At 68.6% G+C, this 25,285-nt stretch carries 24 protein-coding genes; 13 read left to right on the forward strand and 11 right to left on the reverse strand.

Features of this window, described 5'->3' with window-relative positions:
• The 3 genes from DAT35_RS32770 to DAT35_RS32780 all read left to right on the forward strand — a co-directional run bounded on the left by DAT35_RS32770 (nucleotide 1) and on the right by DAT35_RS32780 (nucleotide 2,406).
• On the forward strand, nucleotides 1–486 hold the full coding sequence (locus tag DAT35_RS32770; protein ID WP_108072474.1) for a hypothetical protein: 486 nt from the start codon (nucleotides 1–3) through the stop codon (nucleotides 484–486).
• 167 nt (nucleotides 487–653) lie between these two features.
• Nucleotides 654–1,124 carry a hypothetical protein gene (locus tag DAT35_RS32775; RefSeq protein WP_108072476.1) on the forward strand — a complete coding sequence of 157 codons (471 nt, stop codon included), beginning with the start codon at nucleotides 654–656 and terminating at the stop codon, nucleotides 1,122–1,124.
• A gap of 397 nt (nucleotides 1,125–1,521) precedes the next feature.
• Entirely contained in the window at nucleotides 1,522–2,406 is an 885-nt protein-coding gene (locus DAT35_RS32780; protein WP_108072478.1) for an S-methyl-5'-thioadenosine phosphorylase, read from the forward strand.
• An 85-nt stretch (nucleotides 2,407–2,491) separates the two neighbouring features.
• Here DAT35_RS32780 and DAT35_RS32785 read toward each other — a convergent pair whose 3' ends face one another.
• A complete protein-coding gene (locus DAT35_RS32785) occupies nucleotides 2,492–3,895 on the reverse strand; it encodes an alpha/beta fold hydrolase (protein WP_108072480.1) in 1,404 nt (467 codons plus the stop codon).
• A 369-nt stretch (nucleotides 3,896–4,264) separates the two neighbouring features.
• Here DAT35_RS32785 and DAT35_RS32795 point away from each other — a divergent pair, with 369 nt between their 5' ends.
• The 4 genes from DAT35_RS32795 (at nucleotide 4,265) to DAT35_RS32810 (ending at nucleotide 8,051) form a co-directional block, all read left to right on the forward strand.
• A complete protein-coding gene (locus DAT35_RS32795; protein ID WP_146209991.1) occupies nucleotides 4,265–5,374 on the forward strand; it encodes a hypothetical protein in 1,110 nt (369 codons plus the stop codon).
• 17 nt (nucleotides 5,375–5,391) lie between these two features.
• A complete protein-coding gene (locus DAT35_RS32800; RefSeq protein ID WP_108072486.1) occupies nucleotides 5,392–6,120 on the forward strand; it encodes a hypothetical protein in 729 nt (242 codons plus the stop codon).
• A gap of 159 nt (nucleotides 6,121–6,279) precedes the next feature.
• The gene (gene mtnA / locus DAT35_RS32805) at nucleotides 6,280–7,395 is read left to right on the forward strand and encodes an S-methyl-5-thioribose-1-phosphate isomerase (protein WP_108072488.1); all 1,116 of its coding nucleotides are present in this window, start codon (nucleotides 6,280–6,282) and stop codon (nucleotides 7,393–7,395) included.
• A complete protein-coding gene (locus tag DAT35_RS32810; protein WP_108072490.1) occupies nucleotides 7,392–8,051 on the forward strand; it encodes a class II aldolase/adducin family protein in 660 nt (219 codons plus the stop codon). The genes mtnA and DAT35_RS32810 overlap by 4 nt, the downstream gene beginning before the upstream one ends.
• Nucleotides 8,052–8,197: 146 nt before the next feature.
• Here DAT35_RS32810 and yjjJ read toward each other — a convergent pair whose 3' ends face one another.
• Nucleotides 8,198–9,520, reverse strand: coding sequence for a type II toxin-antitoxin system HipA family toxin YjjJ (gene yjjJ / locus DAT35_RS32815; RefSeq protein WP_108072492.1), 1,323 nt, complete (start codon nucleotides 9,518–9,520; stop codon nucleotides 8,198–8,200).
• A 273-nt stretch (nucleotides 9,521–9,793) separates the two neighbouring features.
• Nucleotides 9,794–11,293: an MEDS domain-containing protein gene (locus DAT35_RS32820; RefSeq protein ID WP_108072494.1), complete on the reverse strand. Its 1,500-nt coding sequence runs from the start codon at nucleotides 11,291–11,293 to the stop codon at nucleotides 9,794–9,796.
• 166 nt (nucleotides 11,294–11,459) lie between these two features.
• Here DAT35_RS32820 and DAT35_RS32825 point away from each other — a divergent pair, with 166 nt between their 5' ends.
• From DAT35_RS32825 to DAT35_RS32840, 4 genes are all read left to right on the forward strand, one after another.
• Nucleotides 11,460–12,143: a hypothetical protein gene (locus DAT35_RS32825; protein WP_108072496.1), complete on the forward strand. Its 684-nt coding sequence runs from the start codon at nucleotides 11,460–11,462 to the stop codon at nucleotides 12,141–12,143.
• A gap of 444 nt (nucleotides 12,144–12,587) precedes the next feature.
• Nucleotides 12,588–13,559: an ArsA-related P-loop ATPase gene (locus DAT35_RS32830; RefSeq protein WP_108072500.1), complete on the forward strand. Its 972-nt coding sequence runs from the start codon at nucleotides 12,588–12,590 to the stop codon at nucleotides 13,557–13,559.
• Nucleotides 13,556–14,671 carry an ArsA-related P-loop ATPase gene (locus tag DAT35_RS32835; RefSeq protein WP_108072503.1) on the forward strand — a complete coding sequence of 372 codons (1,116 nt, stop codon included), beginning with the start codon at nucleotides 13,556–13,558 and terminating at the stop codon, nucleotides 14,669–14,671. Before DAT35_RS32830 ends, DAT35_RS32835 begins: the two co-directional genes overlap by 4 nt.
• Nucleotides 14,672–14,848: 177 nt before the next feature.
• Nucleotides 14,849–15,994: a CBS domain-containing protein gene (locus tag DAT35_RS32840; RefSeq protein ID WP_108072507.1), complete on the forward strand. Its 1,146-nt coding sequence runs from the start codon at nucleotides 14,849–14,851 to the stop codon at nucleotides 15,992–15,994.
• A gap of 12 nt (nucleotides 15,995–16,006) precedes the next feature.
• Here DAT35_RS32840 and DAT35_RS32845 read toward each other — a convergent pair whose 3' ends face one another.
• On the reverse strand, nucleotides 16,007–16,807 hold the full coding sequence (locus DAT35_RS32845; protein WP_108072511.1) for a hypothetical protein: 801 nt from the start codon (nucleotides 16,805–16,807) through the stop codon (nucleotides 16,007–16,009).
• Nucleotides 16,808–17,097: 290 nt separating this feature from the next.
• Between DAT35_RS32845 and DAT35_RS32850 the strand changes: the two genes are divergently transcribed.
• The gene (locus tag DAT35_RS32850; protein ID WP_158501993.1) at nucleotides 17,098–18,345 is read left to right on the forward strand and encodes a polysaccharide deacetylase family protein; all 1,248 of its coding nucleotides are present in this window, start codon (nucleotides 17,098–17,100) and stop codon (nucleotides 18,343–18,345) included.
• 37 nt (nucleotides 18,346–18,382) lie between these two features.
• Here DAT35_RS32850 and DAT35_RS32855 read toward each other — a convergent pair whose 3' ends face one another.
• The 6 genes from DAT35_RS32855 to DAT35_RS32880 all read right to left on the reverse strand — a co-directional run bounded on the left by DAT35_RS32855 (nucleotide 18,383) and on the right by DAT35_RS32880 (nucleotide 23,653).
• Complete coding sequence (locus DAT35_RS32855; RefSeq protein WP_108072517.1) at nucleotides 18,383–18,922, reverse strand: DUF1697 domain-containing protein; 540 nt, start codon at nucleotides 18,920–18,922, stop codon at nucleotides 18,383–18,385.
• Between the two features lie 71 nt (nucleotides 18,923–18,993).
• On the reverse strand, nucleotides 18,994–19,788 hold the full coding sequence (locus DAT35_RS32860; protein WP_108072520.1) for a ubiquinol-cytochrome c reductase iron-sulfur subunit: 795 nt from the start codon (nucleotides 19,786–19,788) through the stop codon (nucleotides 18,994–18,996).
• Nucleotides 19,785–20,372 carry a YceI family protein gene (locus DAT35_RS32865; protein WP_108072523.1) on the reverse strand — a complete coding sequence of 196 codons (588 nt, stop codon included), beginning with the start codon at nucleotides 20,370–20,372 and terminating at the stop codon, nucleotides 19,785–19,787. Before DAT35_RS32865 ends, DAT35_RS32860 begins: the two co-directional genes overlap by 4 nt.
• A gap of 41 nt (nucleotides 20,373–20,413) precedes the next feature.
• Complete coding sequence (locus tag DAT35_RS32870; RefSeq protein ID WP_108072526.1) at nucleotides 20,414–21,139, reverse strand: hypothetical protein; 726 nt, start codon at nucleotides 21,137–21,139, stop codon at nucleotides 20,414–20,416.
• A 152-nt stretch (nucleotides 21,140–21,291) separates the two neighbouring features.
• Nucleotides 21,292–21,717, reverse strand: coding sequence for a nuclear transport factor 2 family protein (locus DAT35_RS32875; protein WP_108072529.1), 426 nt, complete (start codon nucleotides 21,715–21,717; stop codon nucleotides 21,292–21,294).
• 226 nt (nucleotides 21,718–21,943) lie between these two features.
• On the reverse strand, nucleotides 21,944–23,653 hold the full coding sequence (locus DAT35_RS32880; protein WP_108072531.1) for a LysM peptidoglycan-binding domain-containing protein: 1,710 nt from the start codon (nucleotides 23,651–23,653) through the stop codon (nucleotides 21,944–21,946).
• Between the two features lie 276 nt (nucleotides 23,654–23,929).
• Between DAT35_RS32880 and DAT35_RS32885 the strand changes: the two genes are divergently transcribed.
• Nucleotides 23,930–24,328: a hypothetical protein gene (locus tag DAT35_RS32885; RefSeq protein WP_108072533.1), complete on the forward strand. Its 399-nt coding sequence runs from the start codon at nucleotides 23,930–23,932 to the stop codon at nucleotides 24,326–24,328.
• A gap of 63 nt (nucleotides 24,329–24,391) precedes the next feature.
• Here DAT35_RS32885 and DAT35_RS61160 read toward each other — a convergent pair whose 3' ends face one another.
• Nucleotides 24,392–25,276 carry a hypothetical protein gene (locus DAT35_RS61160; protein WP_233261864.1) on the reverse strand — a complete coding sequence of 295 codons (885 nt, stop codon included), beginning with the start codon at nucleotides 25,274–25,276 and terminating at the stop codon, nucleotides 24,392–24,394.
• Nucleotides 25,277–25,285 lie beyond the last annotated feature (9 nt).

A 25,285-nucleotide genomic window follows, 5' to 3' on the forward strand; every position in this document is an offset into this window, starting at 1 on the left:
ATGTCGCTGTCCGTCAGCACCGGCTTCGCGGCCCGGAGCGGCGAGCTCCCGCCCGCCACGGTCGACGGCAGCCTGTGGCCTGTGCTGATGGTGAAGTTCGGGCGGACCGGCACGATGAGGGACCTTGAGGCGTACCTGGCGCACCGGGCCGCGTGGCTGGGGCGGTGCGAGCCGCACCTGTGCATCATCGACGCGCGCGAGGTGAACCTGCCCTCGATGCAGTTGCGCCAGCGTTACACCGATTGGCTCACCGAGCACGAAGCCGCGCTGCGCCAGTGGATGCTGGGAACGGCGTATGTCATCCAGTCGCCCGCGGTGCGGGTGATGATGAGCGTCATGCGCCACGTGGCGCCCCTCACCTCGCCCTTCGTGGTCACCGCCACCCCGCAGCCCGCGGCCATCTGGGCCGCCGAGCGCCTGCAGGAGGCGGGGCTCGCCCAGGCCGCCATGCGCCTGCGCGCCAGCTACGCCGTCCCCGCGAGCTGAGCCCCACCCGCGCGGCGGAGCCCCTCACGGCATCGCCTGGCGCAATCGCCTGGCGCACGAACCCGTACCCCAGACGAATCTTCGGCGGGAACCGCGTATGTTCGTCCCGGGTGCGCACGGGGGCGGGTGCAGTCGCGTGTCAATCCCAGGGGGCTTGGTCGCAAGAGATGAATCCCATCAGCGACATCCAGGAGGACGACTCGCTGTGGCCGCTGCTCATCGTGCGGTTCGTGGGGGAGCCCACCACCCCGCAGGCCGAAGCGCATCTCCAACGGATGGAGACCGTGCTGGAGCGGGGAGAGCGCTACGTGGCCCTCTTCGACTCGAGCGGGGTGACGGGCATGGGCCTGGCGGAGCAGCGCCACCTGCAAGCCGCCTGGATGAGGAAGCACGACGCGCGGCTGCGCGAACTGCGCCTGGGGGCCACCTATGTCATGCACTCCCCCGTCTTCTGGCTGACGGTGAACGTCGTCCTGTCCCTCAAGCCCTCGCCCTCGCCCTACTTCATCACCACGAAGATGGACGAGGCGGCGGAGTGGGCGGCGAAGCGGCTGGACGAGGACGGCCAGGAGGCCGCGGCCCGGCGCGTCCGTGAACAGTTCCGCCTGCTGCCGGGCAGGAAGACCGGGACCGGGTAGGCACTCCCGGGCCACTCCGGTTCACCCCCCTCCGGAAGCGGGAGGTCCTCCGGGACGCGGTGCGCGAGCGGATCATTCCCATCGGGCAAGGGGGCCTCGGGCACCCGGGGGAGCGGCTCCTCGTCCTCCCAGGGGACGGATCCGGACGGGACGGGGATGCGCTCCCACGCCCGCACGGCCAACTCCGCGAGCTCCGTGTCCATGGGTGCCACACCTCCGCGCCGATGAAGGGACGGAGGAACAAGGTCGGCCCGCGGTTCCGCTGGGAACAGATGCCCCGGAGTCCCGGGTCTCTGTCCGGGGTGCGACAGCGCCGCCCCCATCTTCACTGTTGCCTCCCCGACGTACGGCGGGAAGAGTGAAGGCCCTGTCCCTTCCGTCCCCCGGAGCTCCCGCCATGCCGCACCCATCCACCCCCGTCATCGGCATCATCGGAGGCAGCGGCCTCTATCAAATCGACGGCCTCCAGGACGTCACCTGGCGCAAGGTGTCCTCGCCCTTCGGAGAGCCCTCGGACGAGCTGTGCTTCGGCACGCTCGAGGGCACGCCGGTGGTGTTCCTGCCGCGCCACGGCCGGGGCCATCGGATCGCGCCCTCGGAGATCAACTTCCGAGCCAACATCGACGCGCTCAAGCGGGTGGGGGTGACGGACGTCCTCTCCATCTCCGCGGTGGGCAGCCTGCGCGAGGACCTGCCGCCGGGCACCTTCGTGGTGGTGGACCAGTTCATCGACCGGACGTTCGCGCGCACCAAGAGCTTCTTCGGCACCGGGTGCGTGGCACATGTGTCCATGGCGAAGCCGGTGTGCTCGCGCATGGGAGACGCGGTGATGAGCGGATGCCAGGGGCTCGACATTCCAACGAAGCGCGGCGGCACCTACCTGGTCATGGAGGGACCGCAGTTCTCCTCGCTCGCCGAGAGCCAGCTGTACCGCAGCTGGGGGTGCAGCGTGATTGGCATGACGAACATGCCCGAGGCCAAGCTCGCCCGAGAGGCGGAGCTCTGCTACGCGAGCGTGGCGATGGTGACGGACTTCGACTGCTGGCATCCGGGCCACGACGCCGTCACGGTGGACCAGGTCATCGCCGTGCTGACGGCGAACGCGGGCAAGGCGCGAGCGCTGGTGAAGAGCGTGGTGCCACTGCTCGGCAAGCACACGGGCCTGTGCAGCCAGGGCTGCCACACGGCGCTCGACCACACCCTCATCACCGCCCCCGAGGCGAGGGACCCCGCGGTGCTCCAGCGGCTCGACGCCGTGGCCGGCCGCGTGCTCAAGCGCTGAGCGAGTTCCCTCCGCGCACGGGAGTGAAGCGTGTGCGGGGTGCATTTGTGCGGAGGTGAGTGGGCTTACAGGAGTGTGCGCGGCGTCAGTCCTTCTGAAGCGCCGCGTGGATCCGCTCCTGGACCCATCGGGGGTGCTGCATCAGGATGCCGTGCCCCGCCCCTCCGGGTCCGTCGTAGACCACCAGCGTCGCTTTGTCCTCGCCGTAGGCCTTTTGATACGCCTCGACGAGCGCCTTGCCGTACGTCCATTGGATGAACAGGTCCTGCGGGCCGTTGATGACGGTGAGGTTGCCCGCGAGCTTCAGCGGCACACAGTTGAAGGAGCTCGGGGCATTCCGGGTGTTTTCGCCAGACTTTGATTGGCAGACACCGCCGTTCGACTCCGTCATCTGCGCCGTCTTGGAGCACGAACACCCGGTCGAGTTGAAGCTCGAGCCTGGGGTGGCGCAGTAGCAATGGTTCCAGTCATCGACGAGCACCCGCTGCTGGCGGTACAGGTCCTCGGACACGCCCTGCGTGTGCACCCAGGGGGAGACTAGTCGATTGAGCATGTAGTCGTCGAACATCTTCCCGCACTGGCTGCCCCTCGAGCACCCCTGCGGCTCGACATTCAGCGAGACCTTGTGGGCGGCCGCATCGACCGTGGCCGAACAACCGCTCTCCGGACCGTCGTACGACCGCTGGTTCTCGTAGGGGAAGGTCAGCTTGAACAGCTCCGACTTGAGTTTCACGGCCAGCCGCGTGTCGAGGTGGGGCGACTTCAAGGCCTCGAAGAGCGTGCTCACGCACGAAGCGCCATTGCCATCCGCGAAGCCATCGACCGCGCCTCCCGCCTTGGTCGCAATCAAGATGATGTCGTGAATCTCGCGCTCGGGACGGGCGGCCGGTGACAGGAACGCATACTTCAGGGCCGCCAGCGTGCCCAGCGACCACCCCACGAGGCTGACGCGCGAGGTGGAAAGGCCATAGCGCGCGGAGATGTCCTCGAGCATCGCATCCACGTCATCCGCGACCTGATCGAACGTGGCGAAACCACTGCCACGGGTGTCTCCGACTCCGGGGTAGTCGAACAGGACCAGGCGATAGTCATGACAGAGGGAAACCGCGGACTCTTCGTCACGGCTGTAGGCTCCTGTCCGGGCAATCTCGGGGCTCTGTGCGACATTCGTCAGCATTTGCGCGGGCCAGTCGGAGAAGACACCGCCCGTTCCGTTGAACATGAGCACCAGCTCGTCGCTCCGGGCTCCATCTCCGATGACCACGTACTCCAGTGAGTGGCCGGTCCTCGCGTTCTTCGCCACTGACGCCTGGCGCCACAATGCGCGCAGGGTCTCGATGTCCTTGCACGCCACGGGACTCTTCCGGCTCGCGGCACTCGCCGTGCCCGCCTGCGTGGAAGACACGCATGCGCTCGTGAGGACGATGCTCGAAACGATGGCGGCCATCGTGACGCACCGCAGGCCCTGGCGCTCTCTCCTCGTCGTCATCCTGCCTCCCGGACAGAGGTGGATTCTCCCACCCACACCTTCTGACCCGCGAGGGTGTCCCTATGGGCAACGGGATGTGGCACCCCTCGTCCACCACCACTTGCCGGCCCGCAGCCATCCACCTCTCGCGTCCTTCAGGACTCCACGCCGGTCCTGCATCGTTGCTTCATGCGACCTACCGTGGACTCCGCGCACGCTCCTCGAACCACGCCCCTCGTCACACGTCGCCGTTCCATGGTGCGGGGGCTTCATCGGTTGGGTGGGCTTGCACTCCTGTTGTTACTCACGGGATGTGCCACGACACCCTCCCTGAGCGGGCCTCGGTGGTATGGGCAGAAGAGTCCTGTCGCAGCTCAGGATTTCCCTGGCGTGGCACGAGCCGGGCATCAGGCCGTCGAGGTCGAGCTCGAGGTCCCCACTCCTCAACAGGCAGAGGAACTGAGCCAGCTCGGCGTCGAATTGCCCCGGGCCTCTCGGTTGGGAGACCCACGAGCGCATCCGGATTTCGTCGATCTCCGAGTGACGGCCGTGGGCTTTGGCATCACCGCGGGAGGGTATCTCCTCTATTGCGAGGGATTGCCGCTGCCCGTGCTCGTACCGGAGACCCATGTCGACCTGAAACTCACGAGCGCGGAGCCGCTGAATGCAGCCATCTACCCGGACCGGGACACGGCCCTCGCGGACCTGACAGCCAATGCCTCCAGGTCAGGACGCGCGAGGTACGCCTGGTACCGCGGAGCGGGAGAGAAGCTCATCGTGCCCACCCTCTTCTCTCCGGCCACCACCCCTCGCATCGCCCGGACGATGCTCGAGGTGCGGCAGCACCTGTCCGAATCAGTTCAGCGCGAGCTGAAGGTCCTGTTGTTGGGCCTGACGGGGGCCAAGGTTCTCCAGGGAGTGTTCTCGCACGTGGTGCGGGTGAGCGCGGAGCCAGCACTCCGTCCGCTTTCCCGGCAGGAGGGACTCGGGGGCGAAGCTCCAGCGCCTCGACAGCCGGTGCCGCGTCCCACTGCACCCGCGCCAGAACCCGCTCCCGCGCCAGCAGCACCCGTTCCAGCGCCAGCAGCACCCGCGCCATCGCCGGGCCTGGTCCAGGCGCTCGCTGGCAACAACCCTACTCGGCCGGTGGCTCCTGGCTCTCGCCTGCCTCAGGATGTCGCGGTCAACCCAAGAATTCCCAGGCAACGTGCGCCGACCCGTCCCGTCGGACCCAGCCCCACCCAGAATGCGCAGGTCCAGGAGGACATCAAATACCTGGAGAGCATAGGGGCCACGAACATCCGAGTGAACCAGCAGCAGATCACGGTGCGCAACGGGCAGCGTGTGGGAACCAATCGACCGGACCTGCAGTTCGACTATAACGGCCGCCGCTACCATGTGGAGTACGACACGCCCACGTCGGGCCGTGGCCTCGGCCACCAGTCGCGAACCACGGCCAACGACCCGGATGCGGAAACCATCCTGCTGATCGTGCCCTGACGGGCGAGGCGCACCTGATGACCGAGAACATGAAGGGACTGCTCCTGGATGACCGCTGGGCGCCTATCACTTCGGAGATGGGATTCCTGGAGACCAGTGCGGAGCACGCCGCCCGCGCCTTCGCGGCGTGGCACGCAGGGCTGATGGCGCCCCGTGGCATCGCCGTGGAGATGCGCCCAGTCTCTGGCACCCTGGAGCAGGCCCTCTCCAGTCTGCTCCCGTTGACCAGTCCAGAGGCGCGGCGGGATCTCTTCATTCCGACACGCAGCGCCTGGACGGCGTACGTCGAGAACGGGTGGGGTGGGACCGATGCCGCGAGCCCCATGCGCTACATGGCCCGGACGCTGGGCTGCCGGAGCATGCGTGTTGTCGCCGTGCCCCACACTCTCCGGAAGGACACGGGTCGCTATGGTGCCATGATGCTCGAGGTGTACGGCCCGCACCAGACAGCCTGGCTCAACTGCGTGCGCGTCGTGAGCGCGGCCAATGACGGTGGCCCCTGGGTCTTCGACCAGTTCGGCGAGCCCTTCCCCTTCGAGAAGCTGGAGCAGTACCAAGCACGTCGGGTGAGGGACCGGTTCACGTTCGACATGCTCAAGGAGTATCTGCGCCACCTGGGGCTGTCTCCCTTCGAGGAAGACTTCTACCTGCCGGAGGGCGCACCCGCGTGGCTCGTGGAGAAAACAGGTCCGGTCCTCCCTTCCCACAAGGAGTACACCCTGGCCCAGGCCCGGGAACAGCTCTGACGCACGGCCCCTCGGTGAGCGGGCTGATCCGGTCAGGACTCGCCCCCAACCTCTCTGGGAGAGAACTGGAGTAGGAATCACCCCCAGAACGCCCCACGTCCCTGCTCCCCCGGCCGGATCAGGGCATGATGGGCCTTCCCCACCAGGAGATGGAGTCGCATGAAGGTCCATGGAAAGCCGATGCGCAGCATCTGGGTCGAGGCCGATGGTCGGTCGGTCGGCATCATCGATCAGACGCGCCTGCCCCACGCCTTCGTGACGCTGCGGCTCACGACGCTCGAGGAATCGGCCCATGCCATCCGCTCCATGCAGGTGCGAGGTGCGCCGCTCATCGGCGCGGTGGCCGCCTACGGCGTGTGTCTGGCTCTGCGCGTGGACGCCTCCGACGTGGCGCTCGAGCGCGCGTGCTCGCAGCTCCAGGCCACCCGGCCCACGGCGGTGAACCTGCGCTGGGCGCTCGACGAGATGCGCCACGCGCTGCGCCCCCTGTCCCCCTCCGAGCGGCTCGCCGCGGCGTATCGCCGGGCCGCGGCCCTGTGCGACGAGGACGTGGCCATCAACCGGGCCATCGGCGAGCACGGAAGGACACTCATTGAGGCCGCGTGGGTGCGCAAGGGGCGCCAGGGGCGGGTGAACGTGCTGACGCACTGCAACGCGGGCTGGCTGGCCACCGTGGACTGGGGCACGGCGCTCGCGGCCATCTACCTGGCACACGACAGTGGGATTCCGGTCCACGTCTGGGTGGACGAGACGCGTCCGCGCAACCAGGGCGCGGGCCTGACGGCGTGGGAGCTCGGGCAGCACGGCGTGCCGCACACCGTCATCGCCGACAACGTGGGCGGCCACCTCATGCAGCACGGCGAGGTGGACCTGTGCATCGTGGGCACGGATCGCACCACGGCCCGCGGCGACGTGGCGAACAAGATTGGCACGTACCTCAAGGCGCTCGCGGCCAGGGACAACGGCGTGCCCTTCTACGTGGCACTGCCCTCGCCCACCATCGACTGGACGCTGGAGGACGGGGTGCGGGACATCCCCATCGAGCAGCGGGACGGCCGGGAGCTGACGGACATCAGCGGGCGGCTGCCCTCGGGCGAGGTGGTGACGGTCCGGGTGACGCCGGAGGGGAGCCCGGTGGCCAACTACGGCTTCGACGTGACTCCGGCGAGGCTGGTGACAGCGCTCGTGACGGAGCGCGGGGTGTGCGAGGCCTCGACCGAGGGCATGCTGTCGCTCTTCCCCGAGCGGCAGCCGGCTCGTGGGACGGGGACATGAGCGGGAGGGGGCATCTCGCGCTGCGCGAGGCGATGATCTCCACGGCGCGGAAGATGAACGCGTCGGGGCTGAACCAGGGCACGAGCGGCAACCTGAGCCAGCGGGTGGAGGAAGGCTTCCTGCTGACGCCCTCGGGGATGGACTACGACACGCTGGTGCCGGAGGACATCGTCCTGATGCGCTTCGACGGGAGCCACGAGGGGCGCCGCGAGCCCTCGACCGAGTGGCGCATCCACCGGGACATCCTCGCCGGCAGGCCCGAGGTGGGAGCGGTGCTGCATGCGCACTCGATGTTCTGCACGACGCTGGCGTGCCTGCGGCGGGAGATTCCGTCCTTCCACTACATGGTGACAAAGGCGGGGGGCGAGGACATCCGGTGCGCGCCGTACGCCACGTTCGGTACGGAGGAGCTGTCGCGCTACGCGGTGGCGGCGCTGGAGGGGCGCAAGGCGTGCCTGCTGGCGAACCACGGGATGCTCGCGCTGGGCGGGGACCTGGCGGGCGCCTTCAAGCTGGCGGTGGAGGTGGAGACGCTGGCGGCCATGTACTGGCGCGCGTTGCAGGTGGGCGAGCCCGTGCTGCTCGACAGGGCGGAGATGATGCGGGTGCTCGAGAAGTTCAAGACGTACGGCCAGCAGCCGGAGCCCAAGGGCTGACAGGACAGGGTCGTACGAATCCCTATCCGCAAATGACAAATACCTCAGGCGCCACGCTCGCCTCCTCCTTGGGGTCTTGCGTCAGCGGGGCGCCTCGGACTTCCGGGGCGCCTCCGCTCATGGAGCGCGGTGGGGAACGAAGCGGCTCAGGGCAGGGCCGTGTCTGCGATGAGAGTGGCCAGGGTGTCCCGGCTGGTGACGCACCGCTGCCGGAAGTCGTCGCTCAGGTCTTCGCAGGCAACGAGCGTGTCCCAGTAGGCGAGGGAGTGGTCCGCGGCATGGGCCCAAAGATCGTGGTTGTGGGCGTGGCGAGGTTCGGGCGTGAAGTCGCGAGTGGGGAGGTGCGCGCCCCTGGGGGCGAAGACCATGGGGAGCATGTCGTAGATGGGCGCGAGCCGGAACCGGTCCTGCTTGTCCAGGAAGAAGGACACGTTGCCCAGGTGCCGGTCGACGTTTCCGATGAGCTGGCCGAAGGTGTCGAGCCAGCGGATCCGCCGGTAGTCGTCCTCGGATAGTTGGAGGGGAAGCAGGTGCCGGGCAACGTCGGTCCAGGTCGTGACGCCGTCCTTGGAGACGTACTCGCCGTCAATGGACCGCAAGGATAGGAGCGCGCGTCGCCCTCGCGGGCCGATCCGGTCGAAGCGGTCGACCTCCAAGAAGCGATGGTCGCCCTGGTCGAACCAGCGGGATTCAGCCGCCTCGAACCCCGCGGCCTGGATGTGTCGCAGGGCGAGGTGCTCGCAGGTGAGCAGGTCTCGCCAGCGCTGGCCTGCGAGGCCCATGCTTGCATCTGCGAACTTCACGAGCATGTGCCGGTCCCCAGAGTACACGGCGAACTTGGGTTGCTCCCCTCCCGCAGAGGAGCCCGCGCCTTCCGACAGGGACGTGTGTGCCAGCTTCCCATAATGCTCACGGGAGACGGCCTGGGGCGGGGTTCGCAGGTACCGGTTCAGCGACTCGTCGCCCAGGATGAGGTCGCCCGTGCAGTCCTCTCCGCGAAGAGCCAGAGCGGCGAGGACCTGATCATTGCTCCAGTACCGGGGGTCCGGAGGGAGCTTCAGCTCCGGGTGTCGCTCATTGAAGCCTCGGCCCATATAGCCTTGAGGCTGCATCTCCACCGCGAAGGGCGGCAGTCCTTCGAAGATTTGCCCCAGGCCCTTGGGCGCGTCGAGCCAGGCGCCTCCCGTGGAGAGGAGGTGCAGGGTTCCCACGGAGTGAGGGTCCCCCGCCTCATCAATCCGGTACACGGGAATCCGGGACCCCACCTCCGACAGGGTGCGCCTCCGGGCATAGAGCGCACCCCTCGTGCGGCCCATCCGGCAGATCTCCGACTCGGCGGCCTTGAGCCAGCGCGACAGGGTCGGCTGCGAGACGCCAAGGAACTTCTGGAGCGTCTGGGCCTGGACAGGCTGCAGGCGCTGGATGGCGGCCAGGAGCTCCTCTCGAGGACGGGGAAGGGCAGGAGGCATGAATAGCTAGGTGAATAGATATCGAGAGCAGCCCGTGCTCGCAACCTGTTGATTTAACAGTTAAAGCACGGCCCCCCTCATCCCCTCCCCCTCCATATGAATAGTTAGACCATACCCCCCAAGAGGTAGAAGCGGGCAAGAGGAGGGAACGGCGGCCCGCCTGGTCGGCTTGCGCTCCGGGCGTGGAGCCTTCGCATGCGGGGCGCGCAGGGCGAGGCACACGCTACGGGCCGAACCGGGATGCGGCCATCAACCGAAGAGTGAGGAGGGCGCTCAGCCGGCCATGTGGGGCCTGAGCGGCAGCTCCACCCGGAACGTGGCGCCCCGTCCCGGCTCGCTCTCCACCTCGATGTCGCCTCCCAGCGCCTGGACGATCTGCCGCGTGATGTAGAGCCCCAGGCCCAGCCCTCCGTAGTTCCTCCCCGACACCGCCCGCTCGAACTTGTCGAAGATGCGCTCGAGGTGCTCCGGCGCGATGCCTATCCCCTCGTCCCGCACCACCAGCACCGCCCGCTCCGGCTCCTCCTCCACCCCCACCCGCACCGGCCTGCCCGCTCCATACTTCAGCGCGTTCGACAGCAGCTTCGTCACCACCTGCTCCAGCCTCGACCGGTCCCATCTCCCCACCACCGGCCCTCGCGCCTCCAGCTCCAGCGCGCAATCCATCTTCACCGCCTGCTGCGCGAAGCGCCCCACCACCTCCCTCGCCACCTCCACCAGGTCCACCTCCTCCCAGCGCAGCCGCAGCTTCCTCTCCGTCAGCCTCGACACCTCCAGCAGGTCGTCCACCAGCACCGACAGCTTGCGCAGCTGCTTCTCCGCTCCCGCCACCGCTCCCTCCACGCGCGGCGGGCACCCCGACCTGCACCCCACCACCGCCTTGCGCAGCCCCTGCAGCTTCAAGTGCAGCGGCGTCAGCGGCGTCTTCAGCTCGTGCGAGGCCACCGCCAGGAACTCGTCCCGCAGCCACACCGCCTGGCGCGCTTCCTCGTACAGCTTCTCCTTCTCCCTCGCCTGCTCCGCCAGCTGTGTCCCCATCGCCACCAGCTTGCGCTCCCCCGCCCTCACCCGCTCGAGCTGCCTCAGCATCCACTCCACCCGCAGCTCCGCCGACTCCTGCCCCAGCACCATCCTCGGCGTCTCGTAGAACAGGTTCTCGTGCACCTCGCCGTCCACGATGACCAGCGGGTGCGTGCGAATCACGTCCCGGATGACCTCGGGCGGGAAGCGGCTCCGGTTGTACTGGCAGATGGCCAGCGTCCGGCTCTTCGGGAAGAACTCGCCCAGCAGCACCTCGTAGCGGATGACGTGCTCGCAGCCCGGCTGCGGGCCCAGCGCCCACGTCTGCTCCCCCGTGATGCTCAAGCCCGTGAACCCGTCCGCCAGCGCCTGCTGCTCCGTGCGCCTCAGGAAGGCCACCATCTCCTCCGGCACGAACTTCCCCGAGCGCAGGTGCGCCTCCCCCTTCGTCAGGAACACCAACGCTCCACGCTCGCGCTCGGCCACCACGTCCACGCCGTGCTCCAGCAGCACCCCCGCCACTTCCTCCTCGCTGTGCTCGTCCACGATGTACACACAGCGCTCGCCTCGCTCGAGCCCCATGCGCACGAAGGGCACCAGCGCCTCCACCTGTTGCTCGAAGCGCTCGTAGATGAGGCAGAGATGATCTCCCGGGCCCACGCGCGTGAGCTGCCGGGCCATCTCTCCCACCGCCATGCCCGCCTCCTGCAGGAGCTCGGGGGGCGGGGACGCCAGCGTCTGGGTGTTTCTCATCGGCCCTCGGGGGGAAAGGGGCCACCAGGTGGCCACCCCCTACTCGTGGTCATTCCGCAATGGCACGACAAGTGGAGAGGAGTGTCTTGCGCCGGATTCCAGACCCCTTCCATGTCAGACCCCTCCGTTAATGTCTTCACATCATGACGTATCAGGGAGGCACCGCATGGACGCACTCAGGGAGTCACCTCACGTCTCCGTGAACAAGCTGGGTCGCTACCTCACCGCGACGCCCGCGCTGCGCAAGCGCCTCATCGACAACCAGAAGCACCCGCCGGATCCGCACTACCTGCGCTACCCCGAGGCTGCTCACGCCATCTCCGATTTCCTGTGCCGCGGCCAGGACGAGGCCATCCTCCGCCAGCACCAGCACCGGCTCGCCACCACCGTGTTCGTCGACGAGTTCGCCGCGCACCGCGCCCAGTTGTGCATCGAGGCCATCGAGAACTACCGCCAGCTCCACCCCCGTCTGGGCCTCCAGGGCCTGGTGGCCAGCGAGGTGGGACATGAGCCGCCCCCGCTCGAGGTGGCCGGCGTCTCCATCCGCGTCTGGCCCCAGGTGGTGCTCCAGTCGGTGGACCGTCACGGCAACAACAAGGTCGGGGTGATGAAGCTGTATTTCTCCAAGCACCACCCGTTGGATGAGCGCTCGGGGCAGTACATCGCCACGCTGCTGCAGGCCTTCGCCGAGCAGCACCTGGCGCCCCTGGGGCCCGTGGAGCCGAAGCTCATGCGCGTGGTGGATGTGTTCGCCGGGCGCGAGTACCTGGCGCCCAAGTCCCGCGCTCGCCGCCTGTGCGACGTGGAGCGCGCCTGTGAGGAGATCGCCGCCCGCTGGCCCGTGCAGTGACACAGGCCCGGCTATGCCCACCGTGTGCCACTGGCACGCGGGCACGCTGGCCTGGAGCGGGCCATCCCCGCTGACAATCCCAGCCTTTGCCTCGCGGGATTCGGACAGGGATTGTCCCATCGCCGCCTCGGCTCCTTCCGGAATGGCTCCCCCGCCCCTGGCACATCCGTTGCTCAAGGGCAGGCGCGACCCACAACGGAGGAGTCGGCCCGCTCCCACCTGCACGTGGGGTGCGGGCCTCGCTCATTGCGGGCGGAGCTTCGCGTTGAAGCCAGACACGTGCCTCGCGGTGGGCCTGACGCGGAGCGCCACCCGTGGGCCTCGCGGTGAAGGACGTCCGGCCCCTTGCCCCCGGTGCCTCGGGCACGAGGGGTGCCCTTGTGGCAAGGGGGGGCCGTCGTTAAGACTCATTCCCTGAGAGACACGACGGGAGGGGCGACGGCCTTGCTGGACGCACTGTGGGAACGGCGGGCACTGCTCGTCTCGGGGAAAGGGGGCGTCGGCAAGACGACCGTGACGGCGGCGCTCGCGCGTGCGGCGGTGGCCTCGGGCCGGCGCGTGCTGCTCGCCGAGGTGGAAGCGGCCTCCGAGAACCAGGACGCCCCCTCGCCCCTGGGCTCGCTGGTGGGCGCGCGCGCCTCCGGCTCCCAGGTCACCGAGGTGTCCCCCGGCCTGTCCTTCATCCGCCTGTCCGCCGTCGAGGGCCAGCGACTCTTCCTCCAGGACGTGCTGCCGCTGCGGTTGATGGCTGACGCCGCCATGCGCACCCGCGCCCTGCGCCGCTTCCTCGAGGCTGCCCCCGCGCTCCGGGAGATGGGCGTCCTCTACCAGATGCTCCACCTCCTCCGGCGCACCCGCCCGGATGGCAGCCCGCTCCATCCGCTGTGCATCCTGGACCTGCCGGCCACCGGCCACGCGCTCGCCATCGCCGCGCTGCCGGACGCGCTGCTGTCCGTCATACCCGGAGGGCCGATCGGCCGCTCGGTGCGCGAGGGGCTGGCACTGCTCAGGGATCCGCGCCTCACCGGAGCCCTGCTTGTCACCCTGCCGGAGCCACTGCCGGTGAGCGAGACGCTGGAGCTGGCCACCGCCATCCAGCGCCACCGCATCCCCATCGCCGCGGGCGTGCTCAACCGGATGCCGGACAATCCCTTCTCGCCGGACGGGCGCGCCGCCGTAGCTCGGCTGCTGGACGAGCACGGGCCCCACCTGGGGCAGCGCGCGCTGGGGCGGTTGGACCGGGCCCGTGCCGCCGAGGCCCGGCTCGCGGGCAACCTTCCGGCTCCGCTCGTCACCCTGCCTGAGTTGCCCGCCTCGGGGAGCGAGTTGGTGGAACGGCTCGCCGCGCACCTCACCCGTCCCGCCACCGTTCCCCCAGCAGCGCCCTCGCACGGGCGCGCCGGAGCCCGCTCATGAGCCTCCAGTCCCTGCTGCGCGACAAGCGCGTCCTCGTGCTGTGCGGCGCGGGCGGCGTGGGGAAGACGACGACGGCGGCGGCGCTGGGCGTGGCGGCGGCTCGCGCGGGCCGCAAGGTGCTGGTGCTCACCATCGATCCGGCGCGGCGGCTCGCCGAGGCCATGGGCCTGTCCGAGGGCGGTGCGGAGCCCACGGCGATTCCCTCCGAGCAGCTCCACGCGGGCGCCGAGCCCGGCCCGGGCCAGTTGGACGTGTGGATGTTGGATCCGCGCGTCGTCTTCGAGCGTTTCGTGAAGCGGCTGTCGCCCACGCCCGAGGCGGCGCGCACCATCCTGGAGAACCGGCTCTACCGCTTCCTGTCGGACCTGGTGGCGGGCATGCAGGAGTACGCCGCGGCCGAGGCGCTGGACCACTTCCTGGACGAGGGCCGCTACGAGTTCATCGTGCTGGACACGCCGCCGAGCCGCCACGCGCTGGACTTCCTGGAGGCGCCGGGACGGCTGGCGCGCTTCCTGGACGACAAGATTGTCTCGCTCTTCCTGCCGGAGGAGAAGGGCCGCGGGGGCCGGCTGTGGCGCAAGACGTCGCAGCTGCTGGGCAACGTGCTGGGGACCGTCTTCGGCGAGGGCTTCACGCAGGAGATGCGGACATTCCTGGGGGCCTTCAGCGGGCTGTTCGCGGGCATCCGGCTGCGCGCGGACCGGCTGCGCTCGAGGCTGAGCTCGCCGGACGCGGCCTTCCTGCTGGTGACGTCGCCGGAAGCGGCCTCGCTGGACGAGACGTCTTTCTTCCGGGACATGCTGCGCGAGCGGGGGCTGCCCTTCGCTGGCTACGTGCTCAACCGGAGCTGGGCGCGCGAGGACGGGCTGACATCCCCCGAGGCGCTGTTGCGGCACGTGGAGGACGACCACGAGGCGCGCGGCGGTGTGGAGGCGCTCATCACCCTGGCCGACCAGGAGCGAGCCCGCGCCGAGGCCCACCGGGGACTGCTCAAGCGGCTCGCGGAGAAGCTGCCCGCGGGCGCCGTGGCCGTGGCCGCTCCCGAGGCCGGGGGCGAGCTGGAGGACTTCGGCGGCCTGGTGCGCCTGGGCGAGGCGCTCGCCACCTCGTGAGGTGAGCGCACCGTCGGCCACCGGGCAACACGGGTGTCCGGAGACGGGCACTCGGTGAGGGGGGAGCTGCCCTCGGGCGGACAGCCGGGCGCCCCCTGCCCCAGAAGCCCCTTGGAGCCAGCCGGGTGCGTGCCGAGCCTTCAACGGCACGTCCAGCGACCGCAGGAGGTCTCACCCATGGCCCAGAGACACACCGAAGATGGCCGACCCAACGGCACTCCCAGCTTTGTGGGAGAAGAGCGCGAGCGCGAACGCCGCGCGGCGGAGGCCCCACCCGGCTCTCGCGAGCGCTCCGAGTCCGATGTCACCGGCTGGAGTCCCGAGCGGGACGAGACCTCCGAGGTGCGCGAGGGCCGCTTCCACCGCGCCGCCCTGCTGCGCCTGGCCCAGCCGCGCACCGAGCAGGGGGCGCCGCCTCCCCAGGACGACACGATGCACGACGTGGGCCCCCAGCGGCGTCACCTCCTGGGACGCAGGCGCTCCATGCAGCGGACCGAAGGCGGCACCTATGGCCCCTACGGCCGGGATGATCGCTCGCTCGAGAGCTCCTCGGGCGTGGGAGCGGGGCCGCTGATGGGAGAGCAGGACCGGGAGCACTCGCTGGAGTCGCAGCACCCGGAGCGGGAGTACCGCCCGTGGGACCGCGCCGGCACCGGCTCCGAGCGGGCCTCCGCGGCGGAGCGGGGCAGCCGGGCCGAGAAGCGTGTCCCTCGCGAGACGCGCGGCGGCTACGAGCAACGGCACTACGCGGAGCGGGAGTGGGAGGATCGCCGAGGGCCAGAGGGCACGGGCGAGGTGTACTCGGGACTGGTGGGCATGGGCCAACCGGTGCCCCCGCGCGAGGAGCCACGACGGCAGGGCCGCTGGCAGCGCGAGCCCCTGACGGCGCGGGAGCTCATGACGCGCCACGTGAAGAGCGTGCACCTGAACAGCAGCCTGCGCGATGTGGCGCGCGTCATGAAGGAAGAGGACTGCGGCATCGTCCCGGTGGTGGACGAGCGCGGGCGGCTGCGGGGCGTGCTCACGGATCGCGACCTGGTCATCCGCACCCTGGCCGAGGGGCGGCCACCGGACAACATGCACGCCCGGGACGTGATGACGGATGACGTGGAGGCGACGACGCCGGACGAGGACATCCTCAGCATCATCGAGCTGATGGGCCTCCGCCAGGTGCGCCGCGTGCCCGTGGTGGAGCGCGACGACAGGCTGGCGGGCATCATCTCGATGGCGGACATCGCCACCCGCGCCGACTACGACGAGGAGTTGCAGAAGGCGCTGGACCGCATCTCGGCGAGGCGCTCGTTCTGGAGCCGCCTCTACTAATCCCCGAGTGACTCAGAGCCCTTCCCACCACCAGGCATCGACGGGATCGTCCTTGAGCACTTCGGGCGGAGGGCGGTAGTCGTAGGCGAGCTCGACGGCGAGCGCGTTCGTGCGGCGGGCAATCTCGCGGACGCGCGCGGCCTGGGGCACGGCCTGGAGCTCCTCCGGGGTGAAGGCGCGAGCCGCGACGAAGTCTTCCTCGGCGATGATGTCCTTGCCCGTGAACGGGTTCCTGGCCACGAGGTCACCCTTGCGAAGCTGACGCGTGAAGAGTTCCCTGAACAGGGCGCGCGGCCCCAGATTGAACCACATGGCGATGAGCTCGCGGTCGCCCTCGGCCTCCGCGCCCAGCATCACCTCGTGCACGACGTCGATGAGCAGGAGCGGCACGGGTGGCTCGGCGTCGGGGCCCTTCAGCTTCCCGGCCTCCACCATGCGGCGCCACAGCGAGCTGCCCGCGTCACAGTAGAGGTGGGGCGGTTCGATATATCCGGCCATGGGGCTGAGCTCGTCTTCGCCCTCCCCCGTGTCGTCCTTGGGGTTGTCATGGAGGAAGGTGAACTCCTTCACGCCCTTGAAGAACTTCTTGCGGGCCGCATGGTCGGGGTGCTCGGTGACGGCGAACCGGTACGAGAAGTGCCGGGCCAGCAGCAGGTCCATCACCCGGAAGTGGGTGAAGCTGCAGTCGTACCCCTCCTGGAACTGGAAGAGCCGCGCGAACTGACTGCGCGGGGCCAGGTCATCGGCCGCCGCCCGCTTGTCGAGCACGCGCACCGCCCCCTCGACCATGTCCTCGATTTCATGCATCGACATGGCGCGGACCTTAGCTCACTCCCGCACCGGCATTTCGACCCGAAGTGCCCCCAAGCCGCGAACATGAGAGGCCTCGGTCGACCGGGTCAGCGCCCTCGGTGAGAACCTGGCGGAGATCGCCGACCGCTCACACGTCCGCCCCTTGCACTGGCGGGCGTCTGGCTCATGCGGAGATGGCGCTCCTCCGGGTGCTCGCCATGCCTAGTTTTCTACTGCGGGTCCCGTACCGGTGCGCCCGCACGCTCCCGGTCCGCCCGTTCTCGCTGGACAGCAACAGGAGGAGCGTCACCATGGCAACCCCATCCCAGACCCTTACCCTTTCTCCGGGCCAGGTCATTGTATCGCTGAACTTCGATGACGGACTGGCCACCCAGTTGTCGGCGGCGGCGATGCTCGTCGCGCGGGGCATGCGCGGCACCTTCTTCATCAACAGCGCACCGCTGGGCACTTCCGGACACCTCACGCTCGCTCAAGTGCGCGGCCTCCAGGATGCCGGCCACGAAATTGGCGGCCATACGCTGACGCACCCGCACCTGACCAGCCTCTCCGCGTCCGAGCAGCGGAGGGAGATCTGCGACGACCGGGCGGCCCTGCTGAACGCGGGCCTACGCGTCACCTCGTTCGCCTACCCGTTCGGGGACAAGGACTCCACGACCCGGCAGATCGTCATCGACTGCAACTACAACTCGGCCCGGGAGAGCGGCGGCCTGCGCACCCCCACCAGTTGCAGCGGATGCCCATTCGCCGAGCCCGTGCCTCCCTCGGACCCCTACGCGGTGCGCACACACGGCTCCGTCCAGTCCACGACCACGCTCGCGGACCTCCAGGGATACGTGACCCGGGCGGAACAGGCTGGCGGCTGGGTGCCGATCGTCTTCCACCACATCTGCGGCCCATGCGACCCGCCTCAGACGTACTCCATCGCGCCGGCCACGCTGACGGCGTTCCTCGACTGGCTGGTCCCCCGCGCCTCCCGCGGGACGACCGTCGCCACCATGGACGCGGTCATCGGCGGAGCCTTGAAGCCACCCGCCGGAGGTCCCTCTCCTGGCGGGCAGATCTTGAAGAACCCGTCACTCGAGTCGGACAGCAATGGAGACGGGACACCGGACTGCTGGCAGCGCGGCGGCTTCGGCACCAACACCTTCACGTGGACGCGGACGTCGGACGCCCACAGCGGAAGCTGGGCCCAGCAGGTGCGCATCACCAACATCACCAGTGGCGACCGCAAGCTCATCACCCTGCAGGACTCCGGCACGTGCGCGCCCGCCACGACGGCGGGGCACCGCTACCACATCTCCGCCTGGTACAAGGCCACCACGCCGGTGCGCTTCAAGGCGTACGTCCGGAACAGCTCGGGCGCGTGGGACTTCTGGGCCCAGGGGCCCCTGCTCCCGGCGGTGAGCAGCTACACCCAGGCCGAGTGGACGACGCCTCCCGCTCCGACGGACGCCCGGGCGCTCAGCGTGGGGCTGTCCATCGACACGGTCGGCACGCTCACCATGGATGATTTCGCACTCGCCGACGCCGGGGTGTGATGCCTCGGAGGGCCAGCACCGCGATGAGGCGAGCCCCTCAGCTGTCCGCGAGCTCCAGGAGCTTCAGGACGGTGCTCCAGTTGCGCCCGGTCGGGGTGACGCCCAGGCGTGTCCCCCCGAGCACGGTGGCCAGCTTCGAGTCCCGGATGGTGTTGGGGAACCGGGCATAGATTTCGCGTCCGACCACGCGGAACTCATCCGGCAGGTACGCCGCCGGGTCGATCTCCTGGAGCCGCTTCGCATCCGGCGCATCGGACAGGAACATCACGAGGAACTGGGAGGGGGCGTCCTCGGCACCAGGGAGGGGGTTGGCCTGGATGGCCGCGGCTAGCTCGTCCCGGGTCCGGAGGATGATGGCGACCTCGAAACCGAACTCCTTGGCGATGGCGGTCTCGAGCTGCCGGATGACCTTCGCCGGGCTCTTCTCCTTGCTGGAGAAGACGGCGTTGCCGCTCTGGAGGAGCGTGGCGACATCGGTGTAGCCGAGTCCCTCCATCAGCTCACGGAGCTGAGCCATCGGGACCTTCTTCTTGCCACCGACGTTGATACCGCGCAGCAGGGCGATGTACCGGGTCATGGGCGCGCCTTCTAGCACGCTCGCACGGCCCGGAAGGACCCCTCTCCCCCGAGGGGAGAGGGGAAAGAGGCTCACACGAAGGACACGGTGACGCCCGACTCATCGCTCGTCACCGAGAACTTCTTGAGCGGACCCGTCGCGAGCGCGGGGCCCTGCGTCACCGTGCCATCCTTGGTGAAGCGCGAGTCATGGCACGGGCACAACAAGTCCTGCGCCGCCGAATCGTAGCCCACCGCACACCCCGCGTGGGTGCAGATGGAGTCCACGGCCGAGTACGCCCCGCCGGCGAGCGCGAAGACGAAGATGAGCTTGCCGTAGCCACCGGGAGTGCCCTGCACCACGCCGCCCTCGGTCTTCAGCTGGGGGAACTGAGAGAAGGGCAGGACGAGCTTCCCGTCGGTGACGGAGGGGAAGCCCGCCTCACCGGCGGCGAAGTCGATGGTGAGGATGCCCGCATTGAAGCTCGCGGTATAGGACTTCAGCGGCGCGAGGGCGGGCGGATGCGTCACCTTCCCGTCCAGCGCGAAGCGCGAGAGGTGGCACGGGCAGATGGCCTCGCCATCCTGGAAGCCCAGCGGGCACCCCGCGTGCGTGCAGGTGCTCGCCACCACCGAGTACGTGTCGCCACTCGGGTGCATCACAAGCACCGGCTGCTCGCCCGTCACGCGCAGGGTGATGGCACCGCCGTCACGAGACAGGTCCGGGTAGCGGGCCACCTCCAGTTCCACCTTGCCGCCCTCCTTCTCCGCATTGGCCACCGGCGCGGGGGAGATGTCCGGCGCGCAGCCCGCGAGCCCCGTGCCCGCCGCGGCGCCCGCCCCCACTCCCACCATGCCCCTGAGAAACCCCCGACGGCTCGTGCTCACTTCCCCTCCTCCTTCAGCTTGAACTTCGTCTCCATGTCGAGCGCGTCATCCACCTGCACCATCAGCAGCGAGGGACGCTCCACCTTGAAGGACTCGAGGCTCACCTGGAACTTGCTCTCGGCGGTCACTTCCTTGGCCGACGTGAAGACCACCTTCATGGGCACCTCCACCGGCTGCTTCACGCCGTGGAAGGTCAGCTGTCCCTTGACCACCACCGACTGCTCCGAGGGGAACGAGGCCGGCACCTTCACGCCGCTGGCCACGCCCTTGAACTCGATGGTGGGGAACTTCGCGGCCTCGGTGGCCTCCTTCATGTGGGCGTCGCGGTTGGCGTTGCCCGAGTCGAAGTCGGCCACGTTGGCGCGCACGGCCACCTGCAGCGTGCCGTCGGGGAGGATGCGCGCCTTGCCCTCGGCGGGGTGCGCGGTGCCATCCACCACGTGCAGCTTGTGCTTGAGGTGGTAGGTGATGGAGCTGTCGCCGTTGTTCACCGAGTACAGGCGAGGAGCATTGGCCGCCTCCTGGGCGAGCGAGGGAGCGGACAGCAGCAGCGGGGCCAGCACGGCCAGCAAAGAGCGTTTCATGGGAGCCTCCGGGGGTCTCAACGCGTATCGCGCAACTGTATTCAGAAGACGATCATCAAGGCGCCTGCACTCACGGCCCCCAATGTCGCGTAGCCGATGACCTGATGGGCCGTGGCCAGGTCCACCTGTGACAATTTGCCTTCCTGGCTCGCCGTCACCAGGCCGAGCACGATCTGCGTGAGCATGCCCGCGGTGGCCAGCGACATGAACACCTTATGAAGGGTGATGGTGTCCAGGCGCAGCTCCTTCTTGAAGGGCGTGGGCGCCAAGAGGCCGAGCATCGCCGTGCCCGCGAAGAGCGTGGTGGAGGCAATCGCCAACCCCGTGTGCCAGCCCTTGTAGCGGCCGGTGTCTCCGCCACCGCGGTAGACGTCATTGAAGTTGAGCTGCCCCACGATGACGGTGGCGGCCAGCGTGGCCGCCATGGTGAGGCCCGTCACCTGGTGGATGGTGAGCATGGTGCGGCGGCGAGCGATGGCCGCCTCCATCTCCGGGTCGATCAACCGCGGCGACTCGGCGGACGTCGAGGGCTCGAGCAGGTCGAAGTCCATCGACGGCTCCTCGGTCTGCTTCACAGGCGCGTCGGAGGGAGGAGCCTCGGCGGGCTTCGCTTGGGCGGGTGGCGTCTCGGAGGACTTCGACTCGGAGGACGTGGAGGACTTCTGGGACGTCTGCGTCGACCCGGCGGCCTTCTTCCCAGCGGCGAAGGCGCGCGGGGCGGGTACGGCGAGGAGCAGAACCAGCAGAACAGCGGCAGTGCGGGACATCGCTTCCCCTTCTTCAACAAGGAACGTGTCCAGTATGCGCCAATCGAAGCACGCGGGCATGCCGATAATAATTCTGAGAATAATTCTCAGTATTCGACACACACTCGTGTCAATCCACTCCAGGTGAAGAAGCCCTCAGGGTGAGTGCACTCTCAGGCCGGAGCCGTGGCCGGAGCCTCCGAGCGTGGCGCATTGCCCAGAGACAACTCCTGGCCCAGCACGCGCGGATCGAAATACGCCTGGAAGCGCGAGATGAGCTCACCGTCCCACTCGACGATGGAGACGCCCTCGTAGTCCACCGCCGCGCCGTTGTGCGCGGTGCCACTGGACTCCCACTCGAGCGCCACCCGGTCTCCGGCTTCGATCATGTTGCGGAAGGTGGACTTCACCTGGCGCAGCATGCCCTTGTACTCGCGCCAGAAATGACGCGCTCCCTCCTTGCCATGGAAGGTGCGGCGCGAGGACACGTTGCTCACCTGCGCCTCATCGCCGAAGAGCGCCACGAGGGGCTCCAGGTCACCGCTCTCCTCCAGCCTGGCCAGTGCGTCCACGAAACGCTGCGCTCGCTCCATCGCCATGGGGGCCTCACTCCGTCCGCTCGAGGGTCCTTACGAGTCGGAGGGTGCGCATGGGCCACGCCGGGTGCCGTCCGCGCCGGTTGGCCGCTCGGCGGGTGGACGGAGGTGGCGGGGGCTGCTCGCGGAGGACCCCTGAAATAAAAAAGGGACCGCGTCCGGGAGGCGGACGTGGTCCCCGGGCCCCCCCACCTGGGGAAGAGAGGGGGCACCGTACCGAGAAGGTGGATCAGCCGAGCACGCTCAGCGCGCGCTTGTAGTAGGCCTCGCGGCTGGCCAGACCGTTGTAGCCGCCGTTGATGCGGCGGGTGATTTCACGGAAGTTGCCCGAGTCCGCGTAGCTGTTGAGGTTGCGCGAGTTCCAGAACCAGGCGGCGGTGCGGAAGCCCACGTCGGGATCGGCGGCGCGCTTGGGGTTGTTCTCCAGGTCGATGCCGAGCGCCTTGCCCGCGGCGCGGTAGTTGGCGCGGCCGGTGAGCTGGATGGGACCGCGGCCCTTGTAGCGCACGCCGTCGCCGGGGTGCGTGTTGCCCAGGTCCTTGCGGCCCTCGTAGGCGGCACCGGAGGCGAGCTCCTCCATGTAGCGGAACTCACCGCTCTCGTGGGCGAGCTGCGCGAGGAAGGCGGCCTGGCGCTTGGGGGTGTTGATGCCGGCCTCGGCCATGGCCTTGTTGAGGTGGGGCAGGTACTGCTCCGCCTTGGCCTGCGACAGGTTGGGCATGATCTTCTTGAGCTGCGCGAGCGACACGCCGCCCTTGGTGCCGGGCTCGGAGGGGCCGGTGACGGGACCGGGGCCGGTGGAGCCGCCCACCTTGGCGCCGAGCTTCTCGAAGGCGGCGCGCGTCTTGGGGCCGTAGTAGCCGGTGTTGGGCACGCCGTGGGCGGCCTGGAACTCCTTGAGGGCCGCCTCGGTCTTGGGGCCGAAGGTGCCCGGGCCGGTGTTCATCTCGGCCTGGGTCATGTGACCCAGCTTCACGAGCGCGGCCTGGAGCTGCTTCACGCCATTGCCCGAAGCGCCCTTCTCCAGGTCACCCGAGGGCAGGCTCATGCCCTTCACCGAGCCGCCGCTGGCCGTCGGGGGCTTGCTGACGACGGGGTCCTTGCCGCCGGTGCCACCGGTGGGAGCAGTGCCCGGGTTCGCCTTGCCACCGGAGAAGACCACCAGCTCGCCGGTGCTCTTGTAGTTCTTGGGGCCACCCACGAGCCGGTTGCCCTGGAGCTTGAGGGCGACTTCCTTCCCGGTGGCAGGGTCGTTGGCGTAGTAGGTGTTGCCCTTGCGGTGGGTGATGGCGACCCAGTGGTCGGTGCCGTTGTTGCCGCCGCCGGAGCCGGCCTTGTAGTCCACACCGATGACGACGGGGCGGCCGGCGTCGATCTGCTTGTTGATGGTGTTGAGGCTCCAGCCGGGCTTGCTGGCGCCGAGGCCGGCCATCTTCGCGGCCTGGCCCCAGATGAGACCATCGCCCGAGTAACCGCCGTGCTTGTCGAGGTAGGCGTCGAGCTCGCCGGGGTTGATGACCTTGCCGGAAATCTTGCTCATGGCCATGGCGGTGGAGGTCATGGCGCAGCCGGCGGCGGAGATGGAGTAGTGACGGCCCAGGGTGCGGCCGCCCCACTGGGAGTCGCCCTGGCGGTACATCGGGGTGCCATCGGCGGAAACGGGGAACTTGCGGCCGTCGTCATCGCGCACGGGGCCGTGCGTGGTGCCGCCCGAGGCACTGGTGGAGGGCTTGGAGGTGGAAGGCTTGGAATCGAAGCCGTCCGCGGTGGAGTGACCGGGCTTGGAGGAAGAACCACCGGGGACGGTGAGCTTCTGCCCGACCGCGATCTGATTGGGGTTCTTGATGTGGTTGGTCTTGGCGAGCGACTCGACCGAGGTGTGGAACTTCTTGGCGAGAGCCGACAGGGTGTCGCCACGACGAACGGAATAGGTGCTCACGGTGGGGGGGCTCCGTGCAACAGGGAGAAGAACAGCTCGATGTCCTATTCTCGCAGGAGCCGAGAAATGGTTGCTTGGGGCCCCGAAAAAGACGCGGGGGCTCTCACGGAGAGTGAGTAAGAGCCCGGAAATACAGGCAGAAACGCACTCGGGGAGAGTGGAGCCCGTGTTGGAAGTGAAGGGCACTCCTCCACGCGTGAACCACACCAGCACAGAGGGTGGCTCTGGTGTGCTGCCCTCTGGTGGCCCCGATGTGCCGCTAATCCGGAAACCGAGATGATCTACAACCACAACTTCGACGTCGATTCCGTCTTCGAACTCCTGCGCACCATCAACGAGAAGTATCCGGAAGGATCTCGAGAGGACGAAGCACTCCGGATCGCCGCCGTGGCGCTGTTCTACGTCCGTGAAACCCAGAAGCTGAACGAGTATCGCGAGTTCTTCCGCTCGTTCTACACGCCCGCCATCGACTACATCGTCGTTTCGCAGACGTTCGCGACGAGAGAAGAGGCGGACGTGTGGCTCGGCAGTGGAACAGCCAGGGACGGAGATCTCGTCAGAATCGCGGGCCAGGGCTTCCAGGTCATGCCCGAGCGCAAGGGAACGGGCTTGCGGTTCGTCAGGATGCCTCTGCCGGAAGAACTGATGAAGAACCCTCCTCCGAAACCGGAGTAGGCGGGCGGCGCGCTCACACTCAACGGTCTTCTTCTGGGCCTTCGCCGACCGCCCGTCGATTTCTCACGCCTCATCGTCGAAGACACAGGCCCAGCGAGCACCATCTCGAAGCTGCTCGCACTTCTCGCCCGGCCCGCAGGTGTCTGGCGAGTCCGGCTGACAGGCCCGCACGCAACGCTGGAGTCGGCAGAAGAAGCCCTCCAGACAGCTCATGCCGTTGCTCGAGCACTGGGGCTCGCACCGCATCCAGACCGCTCCCGCTCTTCCTGCCAGGGTGTGCGTCTCACAGACCTGTGCCGCAGGACAGGGTGACTGCTGGCAGTTCGTCCCATGGACCACGGAACAGACCGACCCCCCTTGATTGAAGTGGATGCACGCCTGGTCTGGAGGGCAGCCTCGCGACTCACATGTGGGAAGGCAGGAGGGGCCGTCGGGACCACCCACTCGTGGGCAGAAGAAGCCCTCGGGGCAGCTCTCCGGCACCTCCGGCCGGCATGACCGGCCACACCAACCATTGCAGAGCAACCCCGGTCCGCAAGCGCTCGCGTGCTTTTTCGACAGCGGCTCGCAGCCCTCACCCTCCCGCCGAAGACCCTCCAGTGCGCACCGCTTCAGGACCTCGCCGCCCCAGGTCTCCGTGGTCCTGCAGGCGAAGCCCTCCCTGCATTGCGAGTCCGTCATGCACTCGCTGTCCGTGCAGTAGAGACCCTGGACGTGCTTGTCGAAGAAGCAGGAGAGAGGTGCCTCACAGTCGTTGCTCCGCCGGCACGGCTGTCTCCAGGTCGGGAGCCGGCGGCGCTGCTCCCACGAGAGCATCGGCACCAGGCCCTTCCCCTGCTCCGGCGGGAGCTGCGCGAGCGGCACGAGCCAGTTGCCGGTGATGATGGCCATGAGAGGCACCGGCAGCAGCACTGCCACCAGGGCCGCGGCGAGGACACGCCACTTCACCACTCCGCC

The organism is Vitiosangium sp. GDMCC 1.1324 (genome assembly GCF_003044305.1).
Taxonomy (GTDB): domain Bacteria; phylum Myxococcota; class Myxococcia; order Myxococcales; family Myxococcaceae; genus Archangium.